19 protein-coding genes are annotated in these 21556 nt (G+C 63.9%); 4 read left to right on the forward strand and 15 right to left on the reverse strand.

Annotated features, from left to right (window positions below; translation table 11 throughout):
• Window positions 1-29 precede the first annotated feature (29 nt).
• Entirely contained in the window at window positions 30-725 is a 696-nt protein-coding gene (locus J2X44_RS10120) for an acyl-CoA dehydrogenase family protein (RefSeq protein ID WP_310083303.1), read from the reverse strand.
• Entirely contained in the window at window positions 722-1861 is a 1140-nt protein-coding gene (locus J2X44_RS10125) for an acyl-CoA dehydrogenase family protein (RefSeq protein ID WP_310083305.1), read from the reverse strand. Before J2X44_RS10125 ends, J2X44_RS10120 begins: the two co-directional genes overlap by 4 nt.
• A 50-nt stretch (window positions 1862-1911) precedes the next feature.
• Here J2X44_RS10125 and J2X44_RS10130 point away from each other — a divergent pair, with 50 nt between their 5' ends.
• Both J2X44_RS10130 and J2X44_RS10135 read left to right on the forward strand, forming a co-directional pair.
• Window positions 1912-2715, forward strand: coding sequence for a crotonase/enoyl-CoA hydratase family protein (locus J2X44_RS10130; protein WP_310083308.1), 804 nt, complete (start codon window positions 1912-1914; stop codon window positions 2713-2715).
• A gap of 2 nt (window positions 2716-2717) precedes the next feature.
• The gene (locus J2X44_RS10135; RefSeq protein WP_310083312.1) at window positions 2718-3500 is read left to right on the forward strand and encodes a tyrosine-protein phosphatase; all 783 of its coding nucleotides are present in this window, start codon (window positions 2718-2720) and stop codon (window positions 3498-3500) included.
• Window positions 3501-3606: 106 nt separating this feature from the next.
• Here the strand turns inward: J2X44_RS10135 and J2X44_RS10140 are convergent, their stop codons facing one another.
• Genes J2X44_RS10140 through J2X44_RS10180 form a run of 9 tightly spaced genes read right to left on the reverse strand, consistent with a single transcriptional unit; the run spans window position 3607 to window position 11726 of the window.
• Window positions 3607-4932: an amidohydrolase family protein gene (locus J2X44_RS10140; RefSeq protein WP_310083314.1), complete on the reverse strand. Its 1326-nt coding sequence runs from the start codon at window positions 4930-4932 to the stop codon at window positions 3607-3609.
• Window positions 4933-4985: 53 nt separating this feature from the next.
• Window positions 4986-5723 (reverse strand): HAD family hydrolase, encoded by a 738-nt coding sequence (locus J2X44_RS10145; RefSeq protein ID WP_310083317.1) that lies wholly within the window; start codon window positions 5721-5723, stop codon window positions 4986-4988.
• Entirely contained in the window at window positions 5720-6640 is a 921-nt protein-coding gene (locus J2X44_RS10150; protein ID WP_310083320.1) for an aminotransferase class IV, read from the reverse strand. The genes J2X44_RS10145 and J2X44_RS10150 overlap by 4 nt, the downstream gene beginning before the upstream one ends.
• Before the next feature lie 48 nt (window positions 6641-6688).
• The gene (locus J2X44_RS10155) at window positions 6689-7114 is read right to left on the reverse strand and encodes a hypothetical protein (RefSeq protein ID WP_310083323.1); all 426 of its coding nucleotides are present in this window, start codon (window positions 7112-7114) and stop codon (window positions 6689-6691) included.
• A 45-nt stretch (window positions 7115-7159) separates the two neighbouring features.
• Window positions 7160-7810 carry a phosphatase PAP2 family protein gene (locus J2X44_RS10160; protein ID WP_310083326.1) on the reverse strand — a complete coding sequence of 217 codons (651 nt, stop codon included), beginning with the start codon at window positions 7808-7810 and terminating at the stop codon, window positions 7160-7162.
• Window positions 7811-7849: 39 nt separating this feature from the next.
• The gene (locus J2X44_RS10165; RefSeq protein ID WP_310083328.1) at window positions 7850-8443 is read right to left on the reverse strand and encodes a hypothetical protein; all 594 of its coding nucleotides are present in this window, start codon (window positions 8441-8443) and stop codon (window positions 7850-7852) included.
• 21 nt (window positions 8444-8464) lie between these two features.
• Window positions 8465-9859 (reverse strand): dihydrolipoyl dehydrogenase, encoded by a 1395-nt coding sequence (gene lpdA, locus J2X44_RS10170; RefSeq protein ID WP_310083330.1) that lies wholly within the window; start codon window positions 9857-9859, stop codon window positions 8465-8467.
• Window positions 9859-10395, reverse strand: a complete 537-nt coding sequence (locus J2X44_RS10175; RefSeq protein ID WP_310083332.1) for a hypothetical protein — start codon at window positions 10393-10395, stop codon at window positions 9859-9861. The genes lpdA and J2X44_RS10175 overlap by 1 nt, the downstream gene beginning before the upstream one ends.
• Window positions 10392-11726: a pyruvate dehydrogenase complex dihydrolipoamide acetyltransferase gene (locus J2X44_RS10180; RefSeq protein WP_310083335.1), complete on the reverse strand. Its 1335-nt coding sequence runs from the start codon at window positions 11724-11726 to the stop codon at window positions 10392-10394. Before J2X44_RS10180 ends, J2X44_RS10175 begins: the two co-directional genes overlap by 4 nt.
• 173 nt (window positions 11727-11899) lie before the next feature.
• Here J2X44_RS10180 and J2X44_RS10185 point away from each other — a divergent pair, with 173 nt between their 5' ends.
• Window positions 11900-12355, forward strand: coding sequence for a universal stress protein (locus J2X44_RS10185; protein WP_310083337.1), 456 nt, complete (start codon window positions 11900-11902; stop codon window positions 12353-12355).
• A gap of 110 nt (window positions 12356-12465) precedes the next feature.
• Here the strand turns inward: J2X44_RS10185 and J2X44_RS10190 are convergent, their stop codons facing one another.
• The 3 genes from J2X44_RS10190 to phaR are packed head-to-tail and all read right to left on the reverse strand — an operon-like array spanning window position 12466 to window position 16878.
• Window positions 12466-14769, reverse strand: a complete 2304-nt coding sequence (locus J2X44_RS10190) for a VacB/RNase II family 3'-5' exoribonuclease (protein ID WP_310083340.1) — start codon at window positions 14767-14769, stop codon at window positions 12466-12468.
• Complete coding sequence (proS, locus tag J2X44_RS10195; RefSeq protein ID WP_310083341.1) at window positions 14770-16296, reverse strand: proline--tRNA ligase; 1527 nt, start codon at window positions 16294-16296, stop codon at window positions 14770-14772.
• A 45-nt stretch (window positions 16297-16341) separates the two neighbouring features.
• Window positions 16342-16878 (reverse strand): polyhydroxyalkanoate synthesis repressor PhaR, encoded by a 537-nt coding sequence (gene phaR / locus J2X44_RS10200; protein ID WP_310083343.1) that lies wholly within the window; start codon window positions 16876-16878, stop codon window positions 16342-16344.
• A 537-nt stretch (window positions 16879-17415) separates the two neighbouring features.
• Here phaR and J2X44_RS10205 point away from each other — a divergent pair.
• Window positions 17416-20406: a TonB-dependent receptor domain-containing protein gene (locus J2X44_RS10205; RefSeq protein ID WP_310083346.1), complete on the forward strand. Its 2991-nt coding sequence runs from the start codon at window positions 17416-17418 to the stop codon at window positions 20404-20406.
• Window positions 20407-20478: 72 nt separating this feature from the next.
• On the opposite strand, the gene alr is transcribed toward J2X44_RS10205, so the two are convergent.
• Window positions 20479-21540, reverse strand: coding sequence for an alanine racemase (gene alr / locus J2X44_RS10210; RefSeq protein WP_310083348.1), 1062 nt, complete (start codon window positions 21538-21540; stop codon window positions 20479-20481).
• Window positions 21541-21556: the final 16 nt, after the last annotated feature.

The following is a 21556-nucleotide window of genomic DNA, read 5'->3' on the forward strand; positions in this document are numbered from 1 at the left end:
GCAACGACGGCCATGTTTGCACGGTTCGATCACCGCACCGTGAGCGCTTCCCACAATCCGCGTCCGCGAAGTCCAGCAACCTGCCGCCCCAGCCGCGCCGCCCAATAAGCATCATTCCCCTGCTCGCCGCGCCAGCGCATCAGCGCGATGGTCACGCGGTTAAGGTCATATTCGCGGGTAAAACCGATCGCCCCATGCACCTGATGTGCGATTGCGGTGACGACCCCGACCGCGCGGTTGGCGCGCAGTTTCGCCGCAGCGATTTCGAAACCCGCCGCCGACGGGTCGAGACCCACAGCGTCCAGCCGCGCCGCTAATGCCCCTGCCGCCGCCTCGACCGCGCGCACTTCGCACGCCATCACCGCCAGCGATTGCTGCACCGCCTGAAATTTGCCGAGCGGTCGCCCGAATTGGTGGCGCGTGTTCACATGCTCGATCGACAGCACCAGCGCCTGCCCCATCGCGCCCGCCATCAGGCTGACGGTCGCCGCGGGCTGCAACGCATCGCTGGCGATCAATGCGGCAACCGGCAGATCGGGGATGATCACCCCGGCGATCTGCAACACCGCGTTGACGTCACCCCAGTCGCCGCCAAAACCGCCGTCGGCCTCCGGCACCAACAACAATGCAAACCCGGCCTCCTCGACCGGCGCGATCCCCGCCGTCACCGCCTCGGCAAACACCGCGCGGGCGGTGTCGCACAGCATCTCGCGCGCCGCGCTCATCGCAGGCCCAATCCGCGCGCGATGATCCCGCGGATCACCTCGCGCGTCCCGCCGCGCAGTGAAAAGCTGGGTGACGCGATCAGTAGCGCGCGCAGCAACCGGCCAAGGTCGCCCGGATCATCCCACGGACAATCGACGATCGCCTGCACGCGGCGCGGCATCTCCTGCTCGAACGCATTGCCGAGTTCCTTGACCACCGACGCCTCGACCATCGGATCCTCGCCTACCGCCAGCTTGGCCGCCGTCGACATCGACAATTGCCGCAGCGTCCACATTTCGGCGGTCAGCTCGCCGATCAGCACTGCGACTGCGGGGTCAGGATCGGCGCCCGCGGCATCGATCAGCGTGGCCAGAAGCGCATGGCTCGACAGATAGCGTTCCGGCCCCGATCGTTCGAGGCCGAGTTCGGCGGTGACCTGTTGCCACCCCTGCCCGCGCGTCCCGACCAGCGCGCCGTGCGGCACGAGCACATCGTCGAAAAACACCTCGTTGAAATCATGGTGGCCCGCCATGTCGATGATCGGGCGGATCGTGATGCCTGGGGTGTCGAGATCGATCAGCAGCTGGCTCAATCCCGCATTGCGCTCGCTGCCCTCCTCGGTGCGAACCAGCGCGAGCATGACGTGCGAGAAGTGCGCGCCGGTGGTCCAGATTTTCTGGCCGCTCACCCGCCAGCCCTCGGCGGTTTCGCGCGCGGTCGTCCGCACCGCTGCCAGGTCGGACCCCGCTCCCGGCTCGGACAGGCCGATGCAGGCATAAAGCTCGCCCCGGGCGATCCCCGGCAGATAGCGTTCGCGCTGTTCCTCGCTACCGTAGCGTAAGATCAGCGGCCCTGTCTGGCGATCGGCGATCCAGTGTGCCCCCACCGGCGCCCCCGCCGCCAGCAGTTCCTCGATGATGACATAGCGTTCCAGCGGATGACGATCGCCGCCGCCGTAGCGCGTGGGTAACGTCATCCCGATATAACCCGCAGCGCCAAGCGCGCGGCTGAAATCGGCATCGAAACTGGCCCAGCAATTGGCGCGCGCGACGATGTCGCCCTGCGGCTGATTCACCGCAAGCCATGCCCGCAATTCGGCGCGCAGTGCGCCGATATCGCCAGGTGGATCGAAGGGATAGAGCGCAAAGCCTTGCATGTCCCGTCAGCCATGCAATAGCCTTTGCCAACAGGAAAGGAATTTTCAGCATGGGCGAGTTTCTGAGTGTCGAACGGCGGGGCAAGATCGCGATCCTGACGATGATCAAGCCCGAAAGCATGAACGCGATCGGCACCCACGACGATTGCCAGGACATCATCGACACCCTCCGCAACCTCGGCGACGACCGGGGGGTCAGCGCGATCATTCTGACCGGCAGCGGCAAGGCGTTTAGCGCCGGCGGGAACCTCAAAGGCATGCAGGACCGCACCGGCATCGGCGTGCTCGACCAGCCCGATTCGACGCGCAGCAATTATCGCAAGGGGGTGCAGGCGGTGATCCGCGCACTGATGGATTGCGAAGTGCCGATGATCGCTGCGGTCAACGGCCATGCGATCGGGCTGGGCTGCGATCTCGCCTGCACCTGCGACATCCGTATCGCGGCGGAAAGCGCCAAATTCGCCTGCAGTTTCATCAAGGTCGGCATCGTCCCCGGCGATGGCGGCGCCTGGCTGCTCCAGAAAGTGCTGGGCTACCCGCGCGCTGCGGAACTGTTCCTGACCGGTGACCGTTTTGACGCGGCGCAGGCAAAGGAATATGGTCTGGTTACGGACGTCGTCCCCGACGCGGAACTGCTCGACCGCGCGGTTGCGATTGCCGAACGGATCGTGTGCAATCCGCCCCGCGCGCTGCGCCTGACCAAAAGGCTGCTGCGCGAGGCGCAGCATAGCCGGATGAGTGACATTTTGGAGCTCAGCGCCGCCTATCAGGCGATCGTCCACGAGACGGCCGACAACCGGGAGGCGATCAATGCCTTCGTCGAAAAACGTCCCCCGGTGTTTACAGGAGACTGACCATGATTGCCGAGCGCGTCCTGCCCCTGACGGGCGTCCATAATTTCCGCGATTACGGCGGCTATGCGGTCGAGGGCGGCGGGCGACTGCGCAGCGGGATGCTGTGGCGATCGGCGCATCATCAGGATGCGAGCAACGACGATCTGGCCGCAATCGACAAGCTGGGGATCGAGACGATCATCGATCTGCGCGGCGACGACGAGCGCGCCGCCCATCCGTGCAAGCGATCCGAAGGCTTTTCGGCGCGGGTCCTGTTCGCCGACGGCAATACGGCGGGCCTCGCCCCGCATCTGCAGGCAGCCCAAGGGGCAATCGACAATGAAACTGCGCGGGCGCGGATGATCGATACCTACGCCGGGATGCCATACCGCCCGGTTCTCGTCGCCACATTGCGGCTCTACCTCGCCGCGCTCGCCGAATATGACGCGCCCAGTCTGGTCCATTGCGTCGCGGGCAAAGACCGCACCGGCTTTGCCGTCGCGGTCGTCCACCGGCTGCTCGGCGTGCATGAAGATGACCTGATGCACGATTATCTGCTGACCAACAGCGCGGGCAAGATCGAAGAGCGCATTGCCCAAGGCGGCGACTTGATCCGCGCGCGGTATAACGCCGACATCCACGATGATGCGATCCGCACCTTGATGTCGGTGAACCCGATCTTCCTTGACGCCGCGCTTGTGACGGTGCGCCGCGACCATGGCGACGTGGCGACTTATGCCGAGGCGGTGCTGAACTTTACGCCCGAAATGCGCGATGCGATCGTGGATAAGCTGGTGGTGTATTGAGCCAACCGTCGCCCCCGCGAAGGCGGGGGCCGCTGGACGTCTACGCCTTCATCGCTGAACAGGGCCGACAACGGCCCCCGCCTTCGCGGCGGCGACGATTACTGGCCTACTCCCCCTTCACCAGCACCCCGCCCTTGACCACCGCATCGACGCTTTCCAGCTGTCGCACATCGGTCAGCGGATCCCCATCGACCGCGACCAAATCCGCATAACGCCCCACCGCAATCGCTCCGACGTCCCTTTCGCGCCCCAGCGCCTCGGCAGCGTTTTTCGTCGCAGCTTGAATGGCCTGCAACGGGGTCATCCCATATTCGACCATGACGCGGAACTGGCCGCCGACCTGGCCGTGCGGCATCACGCCAGCGTCGGACGCGAAAACCATCCGCACCCCGGCGCGGTGCGCCTTGCGGAAATTGTCGCGCTGGATCTGCGCGATCTCGCGATCCTTGCGCAAATTATCCTCAAGGACGCCGTTCTTCGCGCCCTCGGCTTGCGTATATTCGGTGTTGAAGATGTCCATCGCGAACCACACCGGCTGCTTGCGCGCTACCGCCATGCGGATGCCCTCGTCATCGACCAGGCTGGCATGTTCGATCGTATCGATCCCCGCAGCAATCGCGGCGCGAATGCCCGCCCCACCATGCGCGTGCGCCGCGACGCGCAGCCCCCATTGGTGCGCCTCGTCGGCGATCGCGCGCAGCTCATTCTCCGGAACTTGCAGCTGACCGGGTTCGGTGTTGCGCGAGAACACCCCGCCGGTCGCACACACCTTGATCACTTCGGCGCCATATTTGCGCTGGCGGCGTACCTGATAACGCAGTTCTTCGGGGTTATCGCCAATCCCCTCTTCCTTCGCATTTTCCTTTTCCATGCTCGGCGGCAGGAAAGTGCTGTCGCAATGCCCGCCCGTCGCGCCCAGCGCATGCCCCGCCGGAACGATGCGCGGGCCGACGGCGTAACCCGCGTCGATCGCCTGCTTCAGCCCGATGTCGTTGCGGTTACCCGCGCCGACGTTGCGGACCGTCGTAAAGCCCGCATCGAGCATGTCGCGGGCATTCTTGACTGCCGTCATGCCCCAGAAACTGTCGGTGAATTCCAGCCCGCGATAGCCGCCGATGTCGGCGGGCCCGTCGAGGTGGACGTGCATGTCGATCAGCCCCGGAACCAGCGTCTTGTCGCCCAGATTGACATGCTTGACGTCGCTGCCCCATCTGATGACGCGGGCGTCGGCGATATTGGTGATGCGGCCATCGGCGCCGACAAAGATCGCGGGATATTCGACCGTCTTGCCGGTCAGCACATCGACGTAGCGTGCCGCGGTGATGACGGTCTGACCGGCGGGTGCCTGTGCTGCCGCCGAGCCAGCAAACAGCGCCGCCGAGCCCAAACCGATTCCCCGAAGAAAACTGCCGAACTTCACTCGCGATTGCATATCTGATCCGCCTGTTGTTGGTGCCCGTCCGATTGATGGCAAAACGGGAGTTGTTAGGATAGCGGAATCTTGTGCTTTGCCAGATGGTCGTAAGCGGGACGACACGCGTCGGCGACGGATTGTTCGACGCGCGTCAGGTCGGGTTGCGGTTTGTCGGGCGCGCCAAAGCCGGTGCTCGATGCCACCGCATCATACCAATGCGTGCCCCAGACGCCGTCAGTCGGGTGCAGCCCCGCCTGCCAGGACAGCATCGCCGGATCCCACCCTATGCCGAGCGCCGCGCACAATTTTTCGAGCATGAGTGGTGGATCGCGCAGGATGTCGGCGCTGTCGATCACCGGCGGGGCATGGCCCAGCCGGTCCGCCTCGCGGTCGAAAAATTCGACCTGCTTGTCGGTCCCCAGATGGTCGGGCCGCACCGCGACGCGCTTGGCGGCATAGCTGGCGACAACGCGCGCCGGATCGCGGATCAGGAACGCGTGGCGCAGGCCCGGCAGGTCGTGGTGCGCGATCGGACCGACCATATGGTGCGCCATATGCTTCTGATACCAGATCGGCGCGCCCGCCGGGTTCGGCCCGGTCATGCTGCGCGCCACGCCGTGCCAGTTGCAGTCCATCGACGCCATGACCGCGTTCATCATCGGCTGCGGATCGCCGGTTTCCTTGAGGTAGGCGCCGTAAAAAGGTTCGTCGGTGACATGCGTGTCGGCGCGGCTGCCGAAACTGCGCATCATTGCGGTCGACAGATTGCGTGGCCCTGACCACATCGCGATGCGGATACAATCGGTCACGGGCGGTCGCGCGCCGCAATGTCACGCTCGACCAACGTTTTGTACAGGCCCTGCAATCGCTCGACCATCGGTCCGCGTCCGTCGGTAAGGACGCGTCCGTCGATCGTGTGTGCCGGAACGACCCCCGCGAAGGTGCCCGTCACAAATGCCTCGTCGGCGCTATGGACCTCGCTCAGCGAGAAGTTCTTCTCATATACCGGGATGCCATTGTCGCGGCAGAGGCGGAGGACATTGCTGCGGGTGATCCCGGCAAGGCAATAATCGCCGCTCGACGTCCACACCTCGCCCTTGCGGACGATGAAGAAATGCGTCGAGTTGCACGTCGCGACAAAGCCGTGCGGGTCGAGCATCAGCGCCTCGTCGGCGCCCGCCTGCGCCGCCTGGATACATGCGGTGATGCAGTTCAATTTGCTGTGCGAGTTGAGCTTAGGATCCTGCACCGCCGGGTCGCCGCGGCGGACATGGACGGTGAACAGCGACAGTCCCTTTTCGACCGTCGCGGGCAGCGGATCCTTATATTCGGCGATGATCACGATCGTCGCGGGCGAAATGACGACGCGGGGGTCCTGATACGGGGTCGAGCGGATGCCGCGCGTGACCATCAAGCGGATATGACAGGCGTCCATGCCATTGCCGTCGATGGTGTCATACAGCCGCTGGGTCAGCGTGGCGCGGTCGATCCCGATGTCCATCGCGATCGCCTTCGCGCCTTCCCACAGCCGATCGAGATGCTGGTCGAGGAAAGCCATGCGGCCGCGATGGACGCGAATCCCCTCCCACACCCCGTCACCCAGCATGAAGCCGCTGTCGAACACCGACACGCTGGCCTCTGCGCGCGGCACCAGCGTGCCATTGACGTTGATCAGGATCGCATTGTTACGCGGATCGGGGACGAAATCGTGGGTGCCTTGCGCCATGCGGCAATCCTAGCCGCTGGCGCGCCCCTGTCGAGCGCGAAGCTGTTGTCAAACCGCCTTGCGGCCAAAACAGCTGGGGCGCGGTGCAAACGGCGGCGGGCTGGCATCGGGACCGTCGCTGGGGGCATCGACCACCGCGCTGGCGTCGCGATTGCGCATATAATTGGCGAAGGCGGCATCGGCGTCGAAGGCTGGCTCGACCACCACTTCGCCGGGTTTGAGCTTGGCGTCGAAACTGGCGCCGGGGACGCGGTTCACGCCGGTGGTCACGCGCAGCAACTTGATGATCAGCGGCAGCGCAAACAGCAGGCCGACGATCGACAGTCCGATTACCGTGGGCCCCAAGCCGATCCCGGCCACGCCCTCGGCCGTTCCGCCGCCGACGCCAACGAAATGATACAGCATGAAGCCGATGTAGATGATCGGGATAAGCGCGCCGATCACGCCCAATATTTTGCCGAGGGAAATATTCATCCTAATGGCCCCAGTTGTTCAGAAGGCCACCTTAACGCCAAGAGTTTACGATTCTCTTAGTGCCGGTGCCGCTGGCGCACTGCGCGTTCCCGCCCACCACGCGCCGCCCAGCGCGAAGGCCGCACCGAGCAGCGTGCCACCGATAATGTCGCTGAGCCAGTGCACGCCCAGCATCATCCGCGAAAAGCCGTTGAGGATGATGATAGCGATCGCCAGCGCCGCCGTGGCCCCGCGCCAGCGCGGCGGCGCGAGCCAGGCGAGCAGCAGATAGACCGCGGCAGCGCTGGTCGCGTGGCCGCTGGGGTATGAAAAGCTGGTCTGGTGATCGAGATGCGGGGCAAGGTCGGGCCGCGGCCGCGCAAAGCCGATCTTGAGCAGGCTTGATGCCAGGTTCGACAGCAGCGACGCGCCGCCCAGCGCCACCGCACAGCGCGGACCGCACCAATGCCAGACGAGCGCGCAGAGCAGAATGACAATGATCCAGCGCGGCAAGCCGCCGCCGACCCAGCTGACGCCCTGCATGAACAGGATCAGCGCGGGCGACGAGGCGCCGGCGGTCATCGCAAGCGATGCGCCGATATGCCGGTCGATCGCATCGGCATGGCCCGCGGCGACGAGCGCGCTGACCAGGATGAAGCACGACAAGGCCGCGATCAACGTGCGGCGGAAAAGCCGGGTGCGGGGATGAATGCTCATTGTGCCGCCGTCTATGGCGAAAGGCTGGCGGCGACGCAATCAGCGGTCGCCAGTCCGCACCTGCGATTTTCGCCAGACTTCGACCTGTGCAGCGAACCGGCGCAATTGTTCCGTGCCGCCGTCGATGTCGTTATCGATCAGCCGGATTTCGCCGATCGTGCTCCCGCTGCGGTAGCTGAGATGCAGGCCGTAGCGTAACCGCGCGGCGAGTCTGGCAGACCGCGGCCCTTCGCCCGGCAAACGGTCGGCACGATCGAACAGCGCCTCCAACACGTTTTCGACCGGCAGGATGGCCGGTACTGGACTGTAGCTTGGGTGGAAATGCAGATTGCCGTTCTCGATCTTCGCCGCGACTTGCCGCGTTGCAACGCGCGCGCCATGTCGGCCGACATAGAAGAGGGCGACGCACCCCGCGCCGATCAGCAAGGGTATCTCGAACGGCGCCAGCGGCCCCCGATCCGGCGGCCGCGTCGGCAGTTCGAGGCCACCGGGCGCGCGAACGACCTGCGTCGGCGCATTGTTCTCCTGATAGCGCAGGCTTGCGAAAAGAAAGGCGGTCACTGCAAAGCCGAGGAAGAACAGCGCCTTGAACGCGCTGCCCGTCCGCGAAAAATACAGGATCGAAGGGTTCAACTGCCCGCCCTCGTCGCCCGTTTAGATATGCAGCGGCCGCCCGAATGCCGCCAGCACGCCCTCGTGCATCGTTTCGCTCAATGTCGGGTGCGGGAAGACGGTGCCGATGAAATCATCCTCGACCAGCTCGGCGGTCTTGCCGATCGTATAGCCCTGGATCAGTTCGGTGACTTCGGCGCCGATCATATGCGCGCCGAGCAGCTCGCCGGTCTTGGCATCGAACACGGTCTTGGTGAAGCCTTCGGATTCGCCGAGCGCGATGGCCTTGCCGTTGCCGATGAAGGGGAAGGTGCCGGCCTTGACCTCGTAGCCGAGTTCCGTGGCCTTCGCTTCGGTCAGGCCGACGCTGGCGATCTGTGGGCGGCAATAGGTGCAGCCGGGGATGTTGCGCGGGTCCATCGCGTGTGGGTGATTGCCCGCAATCGCTTCGACCGAAATCACCGATTCGTGCATCGCCTTGTGCGCGAGCCACGGCGGCGCGGTGACGTCGCCGATCGCCCAGATGCCGGAGACATTGGTGCGGCACATCGCGTCGGTGTCGATATGGCCTTTGGTGGTCTTCACACCAAGCGCCTCAAGCCCGATATTCTCGGTGTTCGGGACGATGCCGATCGCGACGATTGCGTGGCTGAATTCGGCCGATTCGGTCTTGCCGTCCTTGGTCTTGATCTTCGCGGTGACGCCGTTCGCGGTGGCTTTGAGTTCCTCGACCCCGGCGCCGGTGAAGATCGTCATGCCCTGCTTCTTGAGCTGTTTTTCGAGGAAGGCAGACACGTCGGCATCCTCGACGGGGACGAGGCGATCGAGCATTTCAACGACGGTCACGTCGCAGCCCATGTCGCTGTAAAAGCTCGCAAATTCGATCCCGATCGCGCCCGATCCAATGACGAGCAATTTCTTCGGCATTTCGGGCGGGGCGAGCGCGTGGCGATAGGTCCAGATGCGCTTGCCGTCGGCGGGCGCGAACGGCAGGTCGCGGGCGCGGGCGCCGGTGGCGACGATGATATTCTTGGCGGTCAGGGTTTCGGTGCCCTTCTCGCCCTTTACTTCCAGCTTGCCCGGCGCCGTCAGCTTGCCCTCGCCCATATGGACGGTGATCTTGTGCTTCTTCATCAGGAAGGCGACGCCCTGGCTCAGCTGTTTTGCGACGCCGCGGCTGCGCTTCACGACCGCATCGATGTCAGCGCTAATCTGCTGCGCAATCAGGCCATAATCGCCCGCATGCTGCATATAATGATAGATTTCGGCCGACCGCAGCAGCGCCTTGGTCGGGATACAGCCCCAGTTGAGGCAGATGCCGCCCAGATTCTCGCGCTCGACGATCGCGGTTTTCAGCCCAAGCTGCGCCGCGCGGATCGCCGCGACATAGCCGCCGGGGCCGGAACCGAGGACGATGAGGTCGTAGTTTTCAGGCATCAGTCAATGCTTTCCCAAGGAGCTAGGTCAAAATTGAAATCTTCTTTCAGGCGCTTAGAAAGGTTGCGCCAGCCTTCGCTTGTTTTTCGTGTGTCAGAAAAATCGGCGTAGTCATCAAGCGGAACGGTGACATTGATCGTGTATTTCGTTCCTGGGATGAGCCAAGGGCGCCCGCCTTGAAAGGAATCTAAATGTGGTTCGCCCAGAACGACATCCAGCGTGAGATTTAACTCCATCGATTGCACTTGGCTCGCCGCGATAACTTTGTCCAAATCGTGGTGGCCGCCGCCATCTCTAGCTGCGGCTCCGCCCCACATGCTCACATGTCCTAACTTACCTTCTCCAATATAAGAGTTGGTCGTACCGCGACGTGGAAGAGCACGAAGAGATAAGGGAAGGTAAACTGTAAAGAACGGGCCATTCCCATTTCCATGAGGCGAGTTAATTGAAATCCAAGAACCGAAAAACGACCAACGAGCGCTGTGGGACAGATAGATTATTGCATCATTCGCATCTTTTACTTCAACGTCGATCACGCCACCAGCCCCAGCGGGTTCTCCACCAGTTCCTTGAAGGTCTTCATCAGCAGCGCGCCATCGGCGCCGTCGATTGCGCGGTGGTCGAAGCTGCCGGTGGCTGACATGACGGTTGCGATGGCCAGCGCGTCGTCGACGATGTACGGTCGTTTCTCGCCCGCGCCGATCGCCATGATCATCGCCTGCGGCGGATTGATCACCGCGGTGAACTGCTTGATCCCCATCATGCCCATGTTCGAGATGCTGGCGGTGCCGCCCTGATATTCGCTGGGCTGGAGCTTGCCTTCCTTGGCTTTCGCGGCAAGCTCGGCCATTTCGGTAGAGATTTTCGACATCGACTTGCCGCCGGCGTCGGTGATGATCGGAGTGATCAGGCCGCCGGGGATGCTGACCGCGACCGAGATGTCGGCGCGGCTGTACTGGCGCATCACATCGCCGCCGAAGCTGACGTTGCAGGCAGGGACGCGTTCGAGCGCGACCGCGAGCGCCTTGATCAGCATGTCATTGACGCTGAGCTTGACCCCGCGGCTTTCGAGGCTGGCGTTGAGTTCGCCGCGCAGCTTGAGCAGCGCGTCTAGGCGGATATCGACGGTGAGATAGATGTGCGGCGCTTCCTGCATCGACTGGGTCAGGCGGCGCGCAATCGTCTTACGCATGCCGCTGAGTTTGGTGTCTTCGTGCGGGATACCGAAATCGGGGATTGGACCTGCGGCGGCGGTAGCCGGGGTTGCGGCAGGCGCTGCGGCGGCAGGAGCGGCTCCGCCGGCTGCGGCAGCGGGTGCCGCGGCACCTGCCGGGACGCCATCGAGGTCATCCTTGACGATGCGGCCGCCAGGGCCGGTGCCGGTGATCGTCGACAGGTCGATGCCGCGTTCGGCGGCGAGACGCTTGGCGAGCGGGCTGGCCTTGATGCGGTCGCCTGCGTTCGTCGTCCCAGCGGAAGCTGGGACCGCTGGCGTAGGCGCACTGACGGGAGCGGTCCCAGCTTCCGCTGGGGCGACGTCTTTGGCTGGCGCAGGGGCTTCGGCCTTCTCTTCCGGTGCAGTCGCAGACGCCGCCGGAGCAGCCTTCGCGCTCCCCGGATCCTCACCCTCGCCCGAGATCACCGCGATCACCGTGCCAACCTTCACCCCATCGGTGCCCTCGGCGACCAGAATCTGGCTGACCACACCCTCGTCGATCGCTTCGAATTCCATCGTCGCCTTATCGGTCTCGATCTCGGCCAGCAGGTCGCCCGATTTGACGCTGTCGCCTTCCTTGACCAGCCATTTGGCGAGCGTGCCTTCCTCCATCGTCGGCGAGAGAGCGGGCATCTTGAGTTCGATCGGCATGGTAAGGCGTGTCCCCTTAAACGTTGGGCGTCAGTCTTGCAGGCTGCGCCTGCCGCTACGGCTTGTTCCTCGCCTTAAGCCTTGCGTCGGTCAAGGTCTAGCGGGGCAACCTTGCCTTTCATACGAATGTGACGCACTCTTTGCCCCAAGCAAAAAAACGAGGGGTCGGGGCGATGCGGACATATCTGGTGGTGATCGATGACAGTCCCGAGGCCAGCCTGGCGCTGCGCTTTGCGGCGCGGCGTGCCGGGCGGACCGGCGGCGGCGTCATTGTGCTGGCAATCATCCCGCCGCAGGATTTTGTCGCGTTCGGCGGGGTGCAGGCGACGATCGAGGCCGAAGCGCGCGAACATGCCGAAGAACTGGTCGCGGCCGCCGCCGAAGCGGTGGTGCAGGAAGCGGGGGTGACGCCGCAGGTGCTTATCAAGGCGGGCAAGCCTGCCGAAGTCGTGCGCGAGGTGATCGGCGCCGACAACGAGATTGCCGCCCTGGTGCTCGCGACCGCAGCATCGGGCGCGCCCGGGCCGCTGGTCGCGCATTTCACCGGACCGGATGCGGGAACGCTGCCGTGTCCGGTGATGCTGGTGCCGGGCGCAATCGACCTCGCCCGCCTCGATGCGCTGAGCTGAGCTCGCTCTCAAAAATTCGTCATTGCGAGCGCAGCGAAGCAATCCAGGGCGGCCCTTGAACCGCCCCTAGATTGCCGCGTCGCTCCGCTCCTCGCAATGACGAAGGTGGGTCAGCGCCGTCGCCCCTTGTGCTTGATATTCGCCGGTCGGCCGCGCTTGCCGACTATGTGTTTGCCCGCCTTGTCCTTCATCCCGTCGCGCCGCGGCGGGCGGTTACGATAGCCGCCCTCGGGCGCATCGGGCAGTTCAAAGCGCAACGCGCCGCTGACCGGATTGGCGTCGATCAACCGCAGGTCGAGCCGCTGGCCGGTGGTGAAACTGACACGGCCATGCTCGCTATCCAGGCTGCGCGCCGCCTCGTCATAAAAGAACCGCTCGCTGCCCAGCGTCGACACCGGGACCAGCCCGTCACCGCCGAGCCCGTCGACGGTGGCAAAAAATCCGAAGGGCTGCACCCCGGTGATCCGCGCCTGAACAATCTCGCCCTTTTTGGCAGACAGATAGGCCGCAACATAACGATCGACCGTCTCGCGCTCGGCCTCCATCGCGCGGCGTTCGAGCGCGCTGATCGCCTCGCCGATCCGCGACAGCCCCTTGGCGTCGGCTTCGCCCAACCCGGTGCGTTCGGGCAGCCCCTTGGGCTTGCCGGGGACTTCGAGCTTGTAGCCGTCCACCAGCGCGCGGTGGACGATCAGGTCGGCGTAGCGGCGGATCGGCGAGGTGAAATGCGCGTAGCTGCCGAGCGCGAGGCCAAAATGCCCGGCATTGGCCGGGCCATAATAGGCCTGTGTCTGGCTGCGCAAAATCGCCTGCATGATCTCGGGCAACCGGTCGTCTTCGGAAAAGCCGTCGATCAGCCGGTTGAACACTGCGGGGGTGATGACCTGCCCAAGCGCGAAGCTCTGTTCGAAGGTTTCGAGATAATCCTTCAGGCTGACCAGCTTTTCGCGGCTCGGCGGCTCGTGGATGCGGTACATCACCGGCGACTTCTTCGCCTCCAAGGCCTTCGCCGCCGCGACGTTCGCTGCGATCATATAATCCTCGATCAGCCGCATCGAATCGAGCCGGTCGCGGACACGGATTTCGGCGATCCCGCCCTGCTCGTCGAGGATCACCTGCCGTTCGGGCAGGTCGAGGTCGAGCGGCGCGCGGGCGGCGCGCGCGGCGGCAAGGAGTTTCCAGCAAGCCCACAGATACTTGAGCCCGGGGAGCACGTCGGCGTCCCAGCCATCGCGCGCGTCGTCAGCATCATAAGCCACCTGGGCATGTTCATAGGCGATGTTCGCACGCAGCCGCACCAGCGCCCGCGTGAACCGCCATGACGTCACTTTGCCATGCTTGTCGATAACAAGGTGGCACGCCATCGCCGCCCGGTCCTGCCCGGCTTTCAGCGAGCAGACGCCCGCCGACAGCGTTTCGGGCAGCATCGGCACGACCTGGTCGGGAAAATAGACGCTATTGCCGCGCCGCCTCGCCTCACGGTCGAGCGCGCCGTCGGGACGCACGTAAAAACTGACGTCGGCGATCGCGACGATGGCGCGGAATCCGCCTTTGTTCGGCCCGTCGGTGTCGGGCTCAGCCCACACGGCATCGTCATGGTCGCGTGCATCGATCGGGTCGATCGCGACGATCGGCAGGTCGCGCAAATCCTCGCGGCCGTCGGGAGTCAGTGGCAGCTTGGCCGCAATCTCGGCCTCGGCGAGCGTCTCGGCGCCGAAGACATGCGGGATTTCGTGGCGCGCGATCGCGATCATGCTGAGCGCGCGCGGCGCGAACGGATCGCCAAGCCGCTCGACGACCTTCGCCTTGATCGCCGGGCCGCGTCCGGTCAGTTCGGCGCGCACCAGGTCGCCGATATGGGCGTCGCCCTTGTCGGCCACCGCAAAATCGTAGCGCGCGCGCTTGTCGGCCGGGCGCAGCCACAGGATCGGTTTGCCGCCCGGACCCATGTCCTCGACCAGCACGCCGATCACCGTCTCGCCGCCCGCTTGCAACCGCTTCATCGGATGGGCAACATGGCCGCTGCCGCGCTCCTCGGTGCGCGCCAATATGCGATCGCCGACTCCCAGCGCGCCTTTGCGGCCCTGTTCCACCACCCGCAGGCGCGGCGCGGGGCCGGCGGCTTCCCAATGCTCGGGAACCGCCCAGACCGTGCTGCCGTCGATCGACATCACGCGCAGCACCGTGACCCGCGGCAGGCCGCCATGCTTGTGGAATGCCCGCCCCGACGCCAGATCGACGAGCCCTTCGTCGGTCATGTCCTTGAGCAAAGCCTTCAGCGCGATTTTCTCATTGCCGTGCAGCGCAAAATGCTTGGCAATCTCGCGCTTACCGACCGCCTCCTGGCTCTCTTCGATAAGGCGCAGGATCTGCTCGCGGCTGGGCAGGCCAGCGGGCTGTTGCCGTTTGGCCAATTAATAAGTCCGCCCGATGAGCACGCGTTCGACGGCGGGCTCGCCGGTGAAGAAGCAATTGCCGTCGGCGGGTGCGGCGTCGAGGGGGGTGTTGCGCATCGTCAGCTTGAGCGCCTTGAGTTGCTCGACGATCTTGTCGAGCCCGGCGCCCGTCGGACGCGCCCATTGCACTTCCACCCAGCCCACAAATTTGTCGTCGCCTTTGAAATGGGCGGTGAGATCGCTGACGTCGCGGCGGATATTGGCGTCGAGACGCTGTTTGGCCTCGGCGTGCAGGCTCGCCTGGATGTCCTCCAGCATCGCCACCGCTTCGGCGACAAAATCACCCTTCGCGATGAACGCCGCATTGAGCTTGCCATCGTCCTTGTACAGCCGGTCGCGGCGGATCACCGCGACGTTGCCGCCCGCCATGTCGCGCGGACCGATCTCGAGGATGATCGGCGCGCCCTTCTTGACCCAGCCCCAGCGCTTGGTCTGCGCCTTGTTGGCACCCGCGTCGAGCAGCACCCGCACGGGTTCGCGAAACGCATCGAGCGCCTTCAATTCGGTTTCGATGCCGCGGCAATAATCGAGGATCGCGGCGTCCTCGTCATTGTCGCGCAGCATCGGCACGATGACGATCTGGTGCGGCGCGATGCGCGGCGGGCAGCGCAGGCCGTCGTCGTCGCCATGCGTCATGATGACGCCACCGATCATTCGCGTCGACACGCCCCAGCTGGTCGTGTGGCACAGGCTGTGGCCGCCGTCCTTGTCCTGGTAGCGGATGCCCGCGGCCTCGGCGAAGCCGGTGCCGAGGTAATGCGACGTCCCGGCCTGCAACGCCTTGCCATCCTGCATCATCGCTTCGATCGAATAGGTTGCGACCGCGCCGGGAAAACGCTCGTTCTCGGGCTTTTCGCCCGCGACAACGGGCATCGCCAGCACATCTTCGGCGAAGGCGCGGTACATTTCGAGCGCGCGCAGCGTTTCGGCCATCGCGTCATCCTTGTCGGCATGCGCGGTATGGCCTTCCTGCCACAGAAATTCGCTGGTGCGCAGGAACATGCGGGTCCGCATTTCCCAGCGCACGACATTGGCCCATTGATTGACCTTCAGCGGCAGATCGCGCCAGCTTTGCACCCAGCGGCTCATCGCGGCGCCGATCACCGTCTCCGACGTCGGGCGGACGATCAGCGGTTCCTCCAGCTTCGCCTCGGGATCGGGGATCAGCTTGCCCTTGCCGTCGCCGATCAGGCGGTGGTGAGTGACGACCGCCATTTCCTTTGCAAAACCATCGACATGATCGGCTTCCTTCTCAAAGAAGCTCAAGGGGATGAACAGCGGGAAATAGCAATTCTGGACCCCGGCATCCTTGATCGCGGCGTCCATGACCGTCTGGATGCGTTCCCAGATGCCATAGCCCCACGGCTTGATCACCATGCAGCCGCGAACTCCGGACTCTTCGGCGAGGTCGGCTTCGGCAATGACATCCTGATACCAAGCCGCGAAATCGGCCTGCCGGGTTACGCTAAGCGCATGTTTGACCATGAAATATCCGTCATATCTGTCGTGCAGGCGGGGAGCCGCCTGGTGTTACTTGTTGGCGAGCTCCGCCTTGAGCGCGGCCACTTCGGCCTTGAGCGCGGCAATCTCGGCGTCTTTTGCCTTGCTGGCTCCGGCGCCTGGAATGAAGGCACCCGCGGCCTGTTGGAACATCTCCATATTGCGGCGGGTCAGTTCGGCGAGCGGGTTCGACCCGAGCACGCCGTCGAATGCGGCACGGACATCCTGCTGGTTCTTGCGGAACGCGGTCATCGACGCTTCCAGATATTGCGGAACCATCGACTGCATCTTGTCACCATACATGCCGATCAGGTGGCGCAGGAAATTGACCGGCAGCAACGTTTCGCCGCGCGTTTCCTCGTCCATTATTATCTGCGTCAGCACATTATGCGTGATATCGTCGCCGCTCTTGGCATCGACAACCCGGAATTCGCGGCCATCGCGAACCATCGCACCCAAATCTTCGAGCGTGATGTAGCAGCTGCGTTCGGTATCATAGAGCCGCCGGTTGGCGTATTTCTTGATCGTGACGACGCCGTCGTCCGCCGTCGTCTTGGACTTTGCCATGCCTGTTTTGCTCCCATCGCCCGCCACGCAATCGACTGATCGTGCCGGACGGACCTATCCCTAAGGTCAATAGCATCAATTTATGATGCATCGCAACATGGCGTCGATCTTCCGCGCCGATTCGGCGGTTTGGCGCTTTTTGCGGTGAAACGAGTGCACCGCGCCGGGGCTTGCTGTGCTGATGACCCTTTCCGTCTCATCGAGTGGGTTCTCGCCGAGTTAAGCAAGATCGTTTCTCATGAAACCGATCGACCGACATAAACGAAGGCTGGGACGCATTGCTGCAATCAGTTCGTTTCACCTGCCGCCCAGATACACCGATCAGCGCCCACATTCCGCGGCCCGTAGTTTGTTGCAAAAATGGCACAGCGGCCGACGCGATGCGTACCGGTGTAAGATTTATGCCATCAAACTCTTGTGCGGACGTCACTTTCACGCTTTCTTGTGGCCAAGCCGTCCTCCTACTCTGTGGGACGGGCAACCGGGGAGTATAGAATGATTAAGTCGCACCTGCTTATAGGTGCCGCTGCGTTTGCAGTGGCTATTTCCGTTTCGCAGCCAGTTTTTGCTCAGGAAACGCCTGCCAATTCCACCGACTGCGTCGACGCCAACGCTGATGGCGTCTGTGATACCGATCAGACGACCGCGCAGGGTTCGGACATCGTCGTTACCGGCTCGCGCATTCGCCGCGACGAGTTTTCGACCGTCGAACCGATCACCGTCGTGACCTCGGAAGAAATCACCCAGGGTGGTTTCAACAGCGCGGCTGACGCGCTGCAGAGCTCGGAAGTCACCGCTGGTGCCGGGCAGATCAACAACTTCTATGGTGGCTTCGTCACCGCAGGCGGCACCGGCGCCAACACGCTCGGCCTGCGCAACCTGGGTCCGGCCCGCACGCTCATCATGCTCAACGGTCGCCGCCTGGCACCGGCTGGTACGCGCGGCAACGTGCTTGCCGCCGATCTTAACGTGCTGCCGACCGCGATCATCGACCGTATCGAAGTCCTGAAGGCGGGTGCGTCGTCGGTCTATGGTTCGGACGCCGTCGCCGGCGTGGTCAACATCATTACCGACGCCAAGGTGCGCGGCCTGACCATCGATGCGCAGGTCAACGTTCCCGAAGTCGGCGCCGGCGTCGATCGCCGCGTTGCCGCGACCTTTGGTTTCGGCACCGATCGCCTGAACATCATCGGCTCGCTCGAGTATCGCAAGCGCGATGCCCTGCGTCTGAATGACGTCGATTTCACCAGCTGCCCGATCCCCGGTTTCAAGCTCGATGCCGGATCGCCCTTTGGTTCGGACGATCCGTTCCCGCTCGGCGACCCGCGCAACTGCTTTACGATCGATAACGGCGGCGTGACCATTAACACGCTCGGCCTGCCGAACCGCTCGGGGATCGGCCGCACCAGCGGTGCGCCAGGCATCTTCAACCGCTTCGTGCCTTCCGCTGGCGCTGGCGGCGGCACCCCTGGCTATCTGGGCGTCGGCACCTACGACCGTGACTCGTTCGATCCGGCGAGCCAGGAAGAAGAGCTGATTACCCCGGTCGAAACCTACACCGGGTTCCTGTCGGGCACCTATGATGTGGGTGGTTTGGGCAATGCGCAGGTCTATGGCGAACTGCTCGCGACCCGCCGCAAATCGTCTTCGCTGCTCTATCGCCAGCTCTCGCTCGATTATTTGCAGAACAGCCCGCTGGTTCCGATCGAATTCCGCAGCGGCGTGTTCGCCAACCCGACCAACACGTCGAGCGGCCAGAACATTGCGGCTCGCGCCTTCATCGGTTTCGGCCTGACCGATTCGTCGCAGAAGGTCGATTATGTTCGCGCCGGCGGCGGTCTGCGCGGTGACTTCTTCCTGCCCGGATGGCGCTATGACGCCTATGTCGGCAAGTCGTGGACCGACGGCACATACGAGCAGGATTCGTTCCTGATCGACCGCCTCGCTTTCGCAACCGACGTGGTGCAATTGCCGAACGGCACGATCCAGTGCCGCAGCCAGGCATCGAACCCGAGCTGCGTCGCCGCTCCGCCGCTGAATGCCGCCACGATCGGTGGTCAGCTGCCGCAAGCGTTCCGCGATTACATCCTGGTAAACACGATCGGCACCACCAAGTTCCGCGAATCGACCGCAATCTTCAACATCGACGGTCCGATCTTCTCCCTGCCCGGCGGCGACGTGCAGCTGGCACTGGGTGCGGAATATCGCAAGCAGCGTATCGACGATACGCCCGATGACAACGCGATCCGCGGCAATCTGCTCGGCCTCACCGCCGGCACGCCGACGCGCGGTTCGGACAACGTCAAGGAAGTGTTCGGCGAAATCTTCGTCCCGATCCTTGCCGACCGTCCGTTCTTCCACAACGTCAACCTGAACGCATCGATCCGCTACACCGACTATGCGTCCTATGGCAGCGACATCACCTACAAGGTTGCTGGCGAATGGGAGTTCTTCCGCGGTTTCGGTATCCGTGGCAGCTATGGCACGTCCTACCGCGCTCCGGCGCTGTCGGAACAGTTCCTGGGTGCGACCAGCGGCTTCATCGCCGCGGGTAACGATCCTTGCGATGCTGACAACTTCCCGCGGGCCAACGGCCAGCCGAACCCGGGTGCCTACACCCCGGCGCAGCAACAGCGGGCGGCCAACTGCGCCACCATCGGCCTCAACGTCGCGACGTTCCAGCAGAACAACGGCATCACGTCGTTCACCCGCGGTGGTGCGGAAACCGGGCTGTCGGCGGAAACGTCGCGCAACTGGTCGGTCGGTGCTGTTGTCCAGCCTCGGATCTCCAGCACGACGACGCTGGCGCTGGCGCTCGACTATTTCGACATCAAGGTGTCGAACGGCGTGTCGGCTCTGAGCGGCACGACGATCCTCAACCGTTGCTACAATGACGTCGATTTCAACGCCAACGAGGGCTTCTGCCGCTTCGTTACGCGTGACGCCAACAACATCCTTTCGGTGACCAGCGGGTTCGTGAACCTGTCGGAAGACATCGTGAAGGGTTATGAATTCTCGGGCCGGTTCGCGACGGATCTGTTCGGTGGTCGGTTCACGTTCAACGCGAACGTGACGAAATACACCGAACAGTCGGACCGCACTTTCCCCGAAGAAATCCTGTTGGACGCCAACGGCACCACCAACGTCCCGGATTGGGTCGGCAACTTCGATGCGACCTATCGCACCGGCGCGACGACTTTCCGTTACGGCGTGTCGTGGTTCGACAGCAGCAGCGGCACCGCTGAGTACAACCAGACGAGCCGCACCACGGGTGTCGTGAACCAGGCCGCGGTTGATCAGCTCAACGAATTCTACCAGATCGAAGTGCCGGATTATTTCCTGCACAGCGCATCGGTGCAGTTCGATATTGCCGACAACTTCGAAATGACCCTCGGCGTGCGTAACCTGTTCGACAAGCAGCCGCCGAAGATCACCGTGTATTACACGACGATCGGCAACGCTCCGCTTTACTCGGGCTATGACTACACCGGCCGTCAGTGGTTCATTAACACGAACTTCAAGTTCTGATCGGAACGAGAACGACCAAAAGAAAGGGCCCCGGGAGACCGGGGCCCTTTTTCATTTCCGCGCCGCAAAATATCAGTCGTTCGTGTCGCACGTCCATCGACGGTCGAACCGGGGACCAAGCCCGGTGAGCAATTCATATTGCGACAGGCCGCAGCGCGCGGCGATGCCCGGCAGGTCATAATCGAGACGCAGCCACTCGCCTTCACCCACCCCGGCCGCGTCGCTGACGTCGAACGCGATCAGGTCCATCGATACCCGTCCGACGAGCGGCAGTGCCTGTCCCTGCCATGTTGCGCCGCCGTTTCCGGCATGACAACGCAGATAGCCGTCGGCATAGCCCATATTGACCACCGCGATCCGACTGTCGCGCCGCGCGGTCCAGGTCGCGCCATAACCGACCGTCTCGCCCGTCGGCACCGTCCGCACTTGCAGCACCCGCGCGCCGGGAAAGACGACCTGCCGGATATGCCCTGCCGCCTCGCCGCGCGGCGTGCCGCCATAAAGCGCGATCCCAGGCCGCGTCAGGTCAAAACCATAGTCGGTACCCAAACAGATGCCCGCGCTGTTCGCCAGGCTATAACGCCGCGCCGGAATCCGGTCGCGCACCGTCCGAAAGGACGCAAGTTGCCGCGCGTTCTGATCGCTGTCCTCGTCAGCCGAGGCCAAGTGACTGAGCAATGTCTCGACAGCGAGGCCATCGAGCGCACCGCTGAGCGCCTCGTCGATCCGCAAGCCGAGCCGGTTCATGCCCGTGTCGATCATGACGTCGCACGGTCGCCCCTCGCCTGCATCGCGCCAGCGTCGCACCTGTTCGACGCTGTTCAGTACCGGACGCACCGGAAGCAGCCGTGCGGCGACCATATCGCCCGCACCCACCCCGTGCAGGACCGACAGCGACACCCCTACGGGCAAAGGCATCAGCGCGGCGGCTTCGGCCCAGGTGGCAACAAAAAAATCGCGGCAGCCCGCGGCGGCCAGATGGCGCATCACCTCGCGTGCGCCCAGACCATAGCCGTCGGCCTTGAGCGCCGCGCCGCACGCCGCCGCACCGCCCTGTGCCGCCAGCCAGCGCCAGTTGGCGACCAGCGCGTCGCGGTCGAGATGCAGGCGAAGCGGTGACGGCACGGCAATCATGGCTGTGCCCCTATAC

It is taken from the genome of Sphingopyxis sp. BE259 (genome assembly GCF_031457495.1).
In the GTDB taxonomy this organism is placed as follows: Bacteria; Pseudomonadota; Alphaproteobacteria; order Sphingomonadales; family Sphingomonadaceae; genus Sphingopyxis.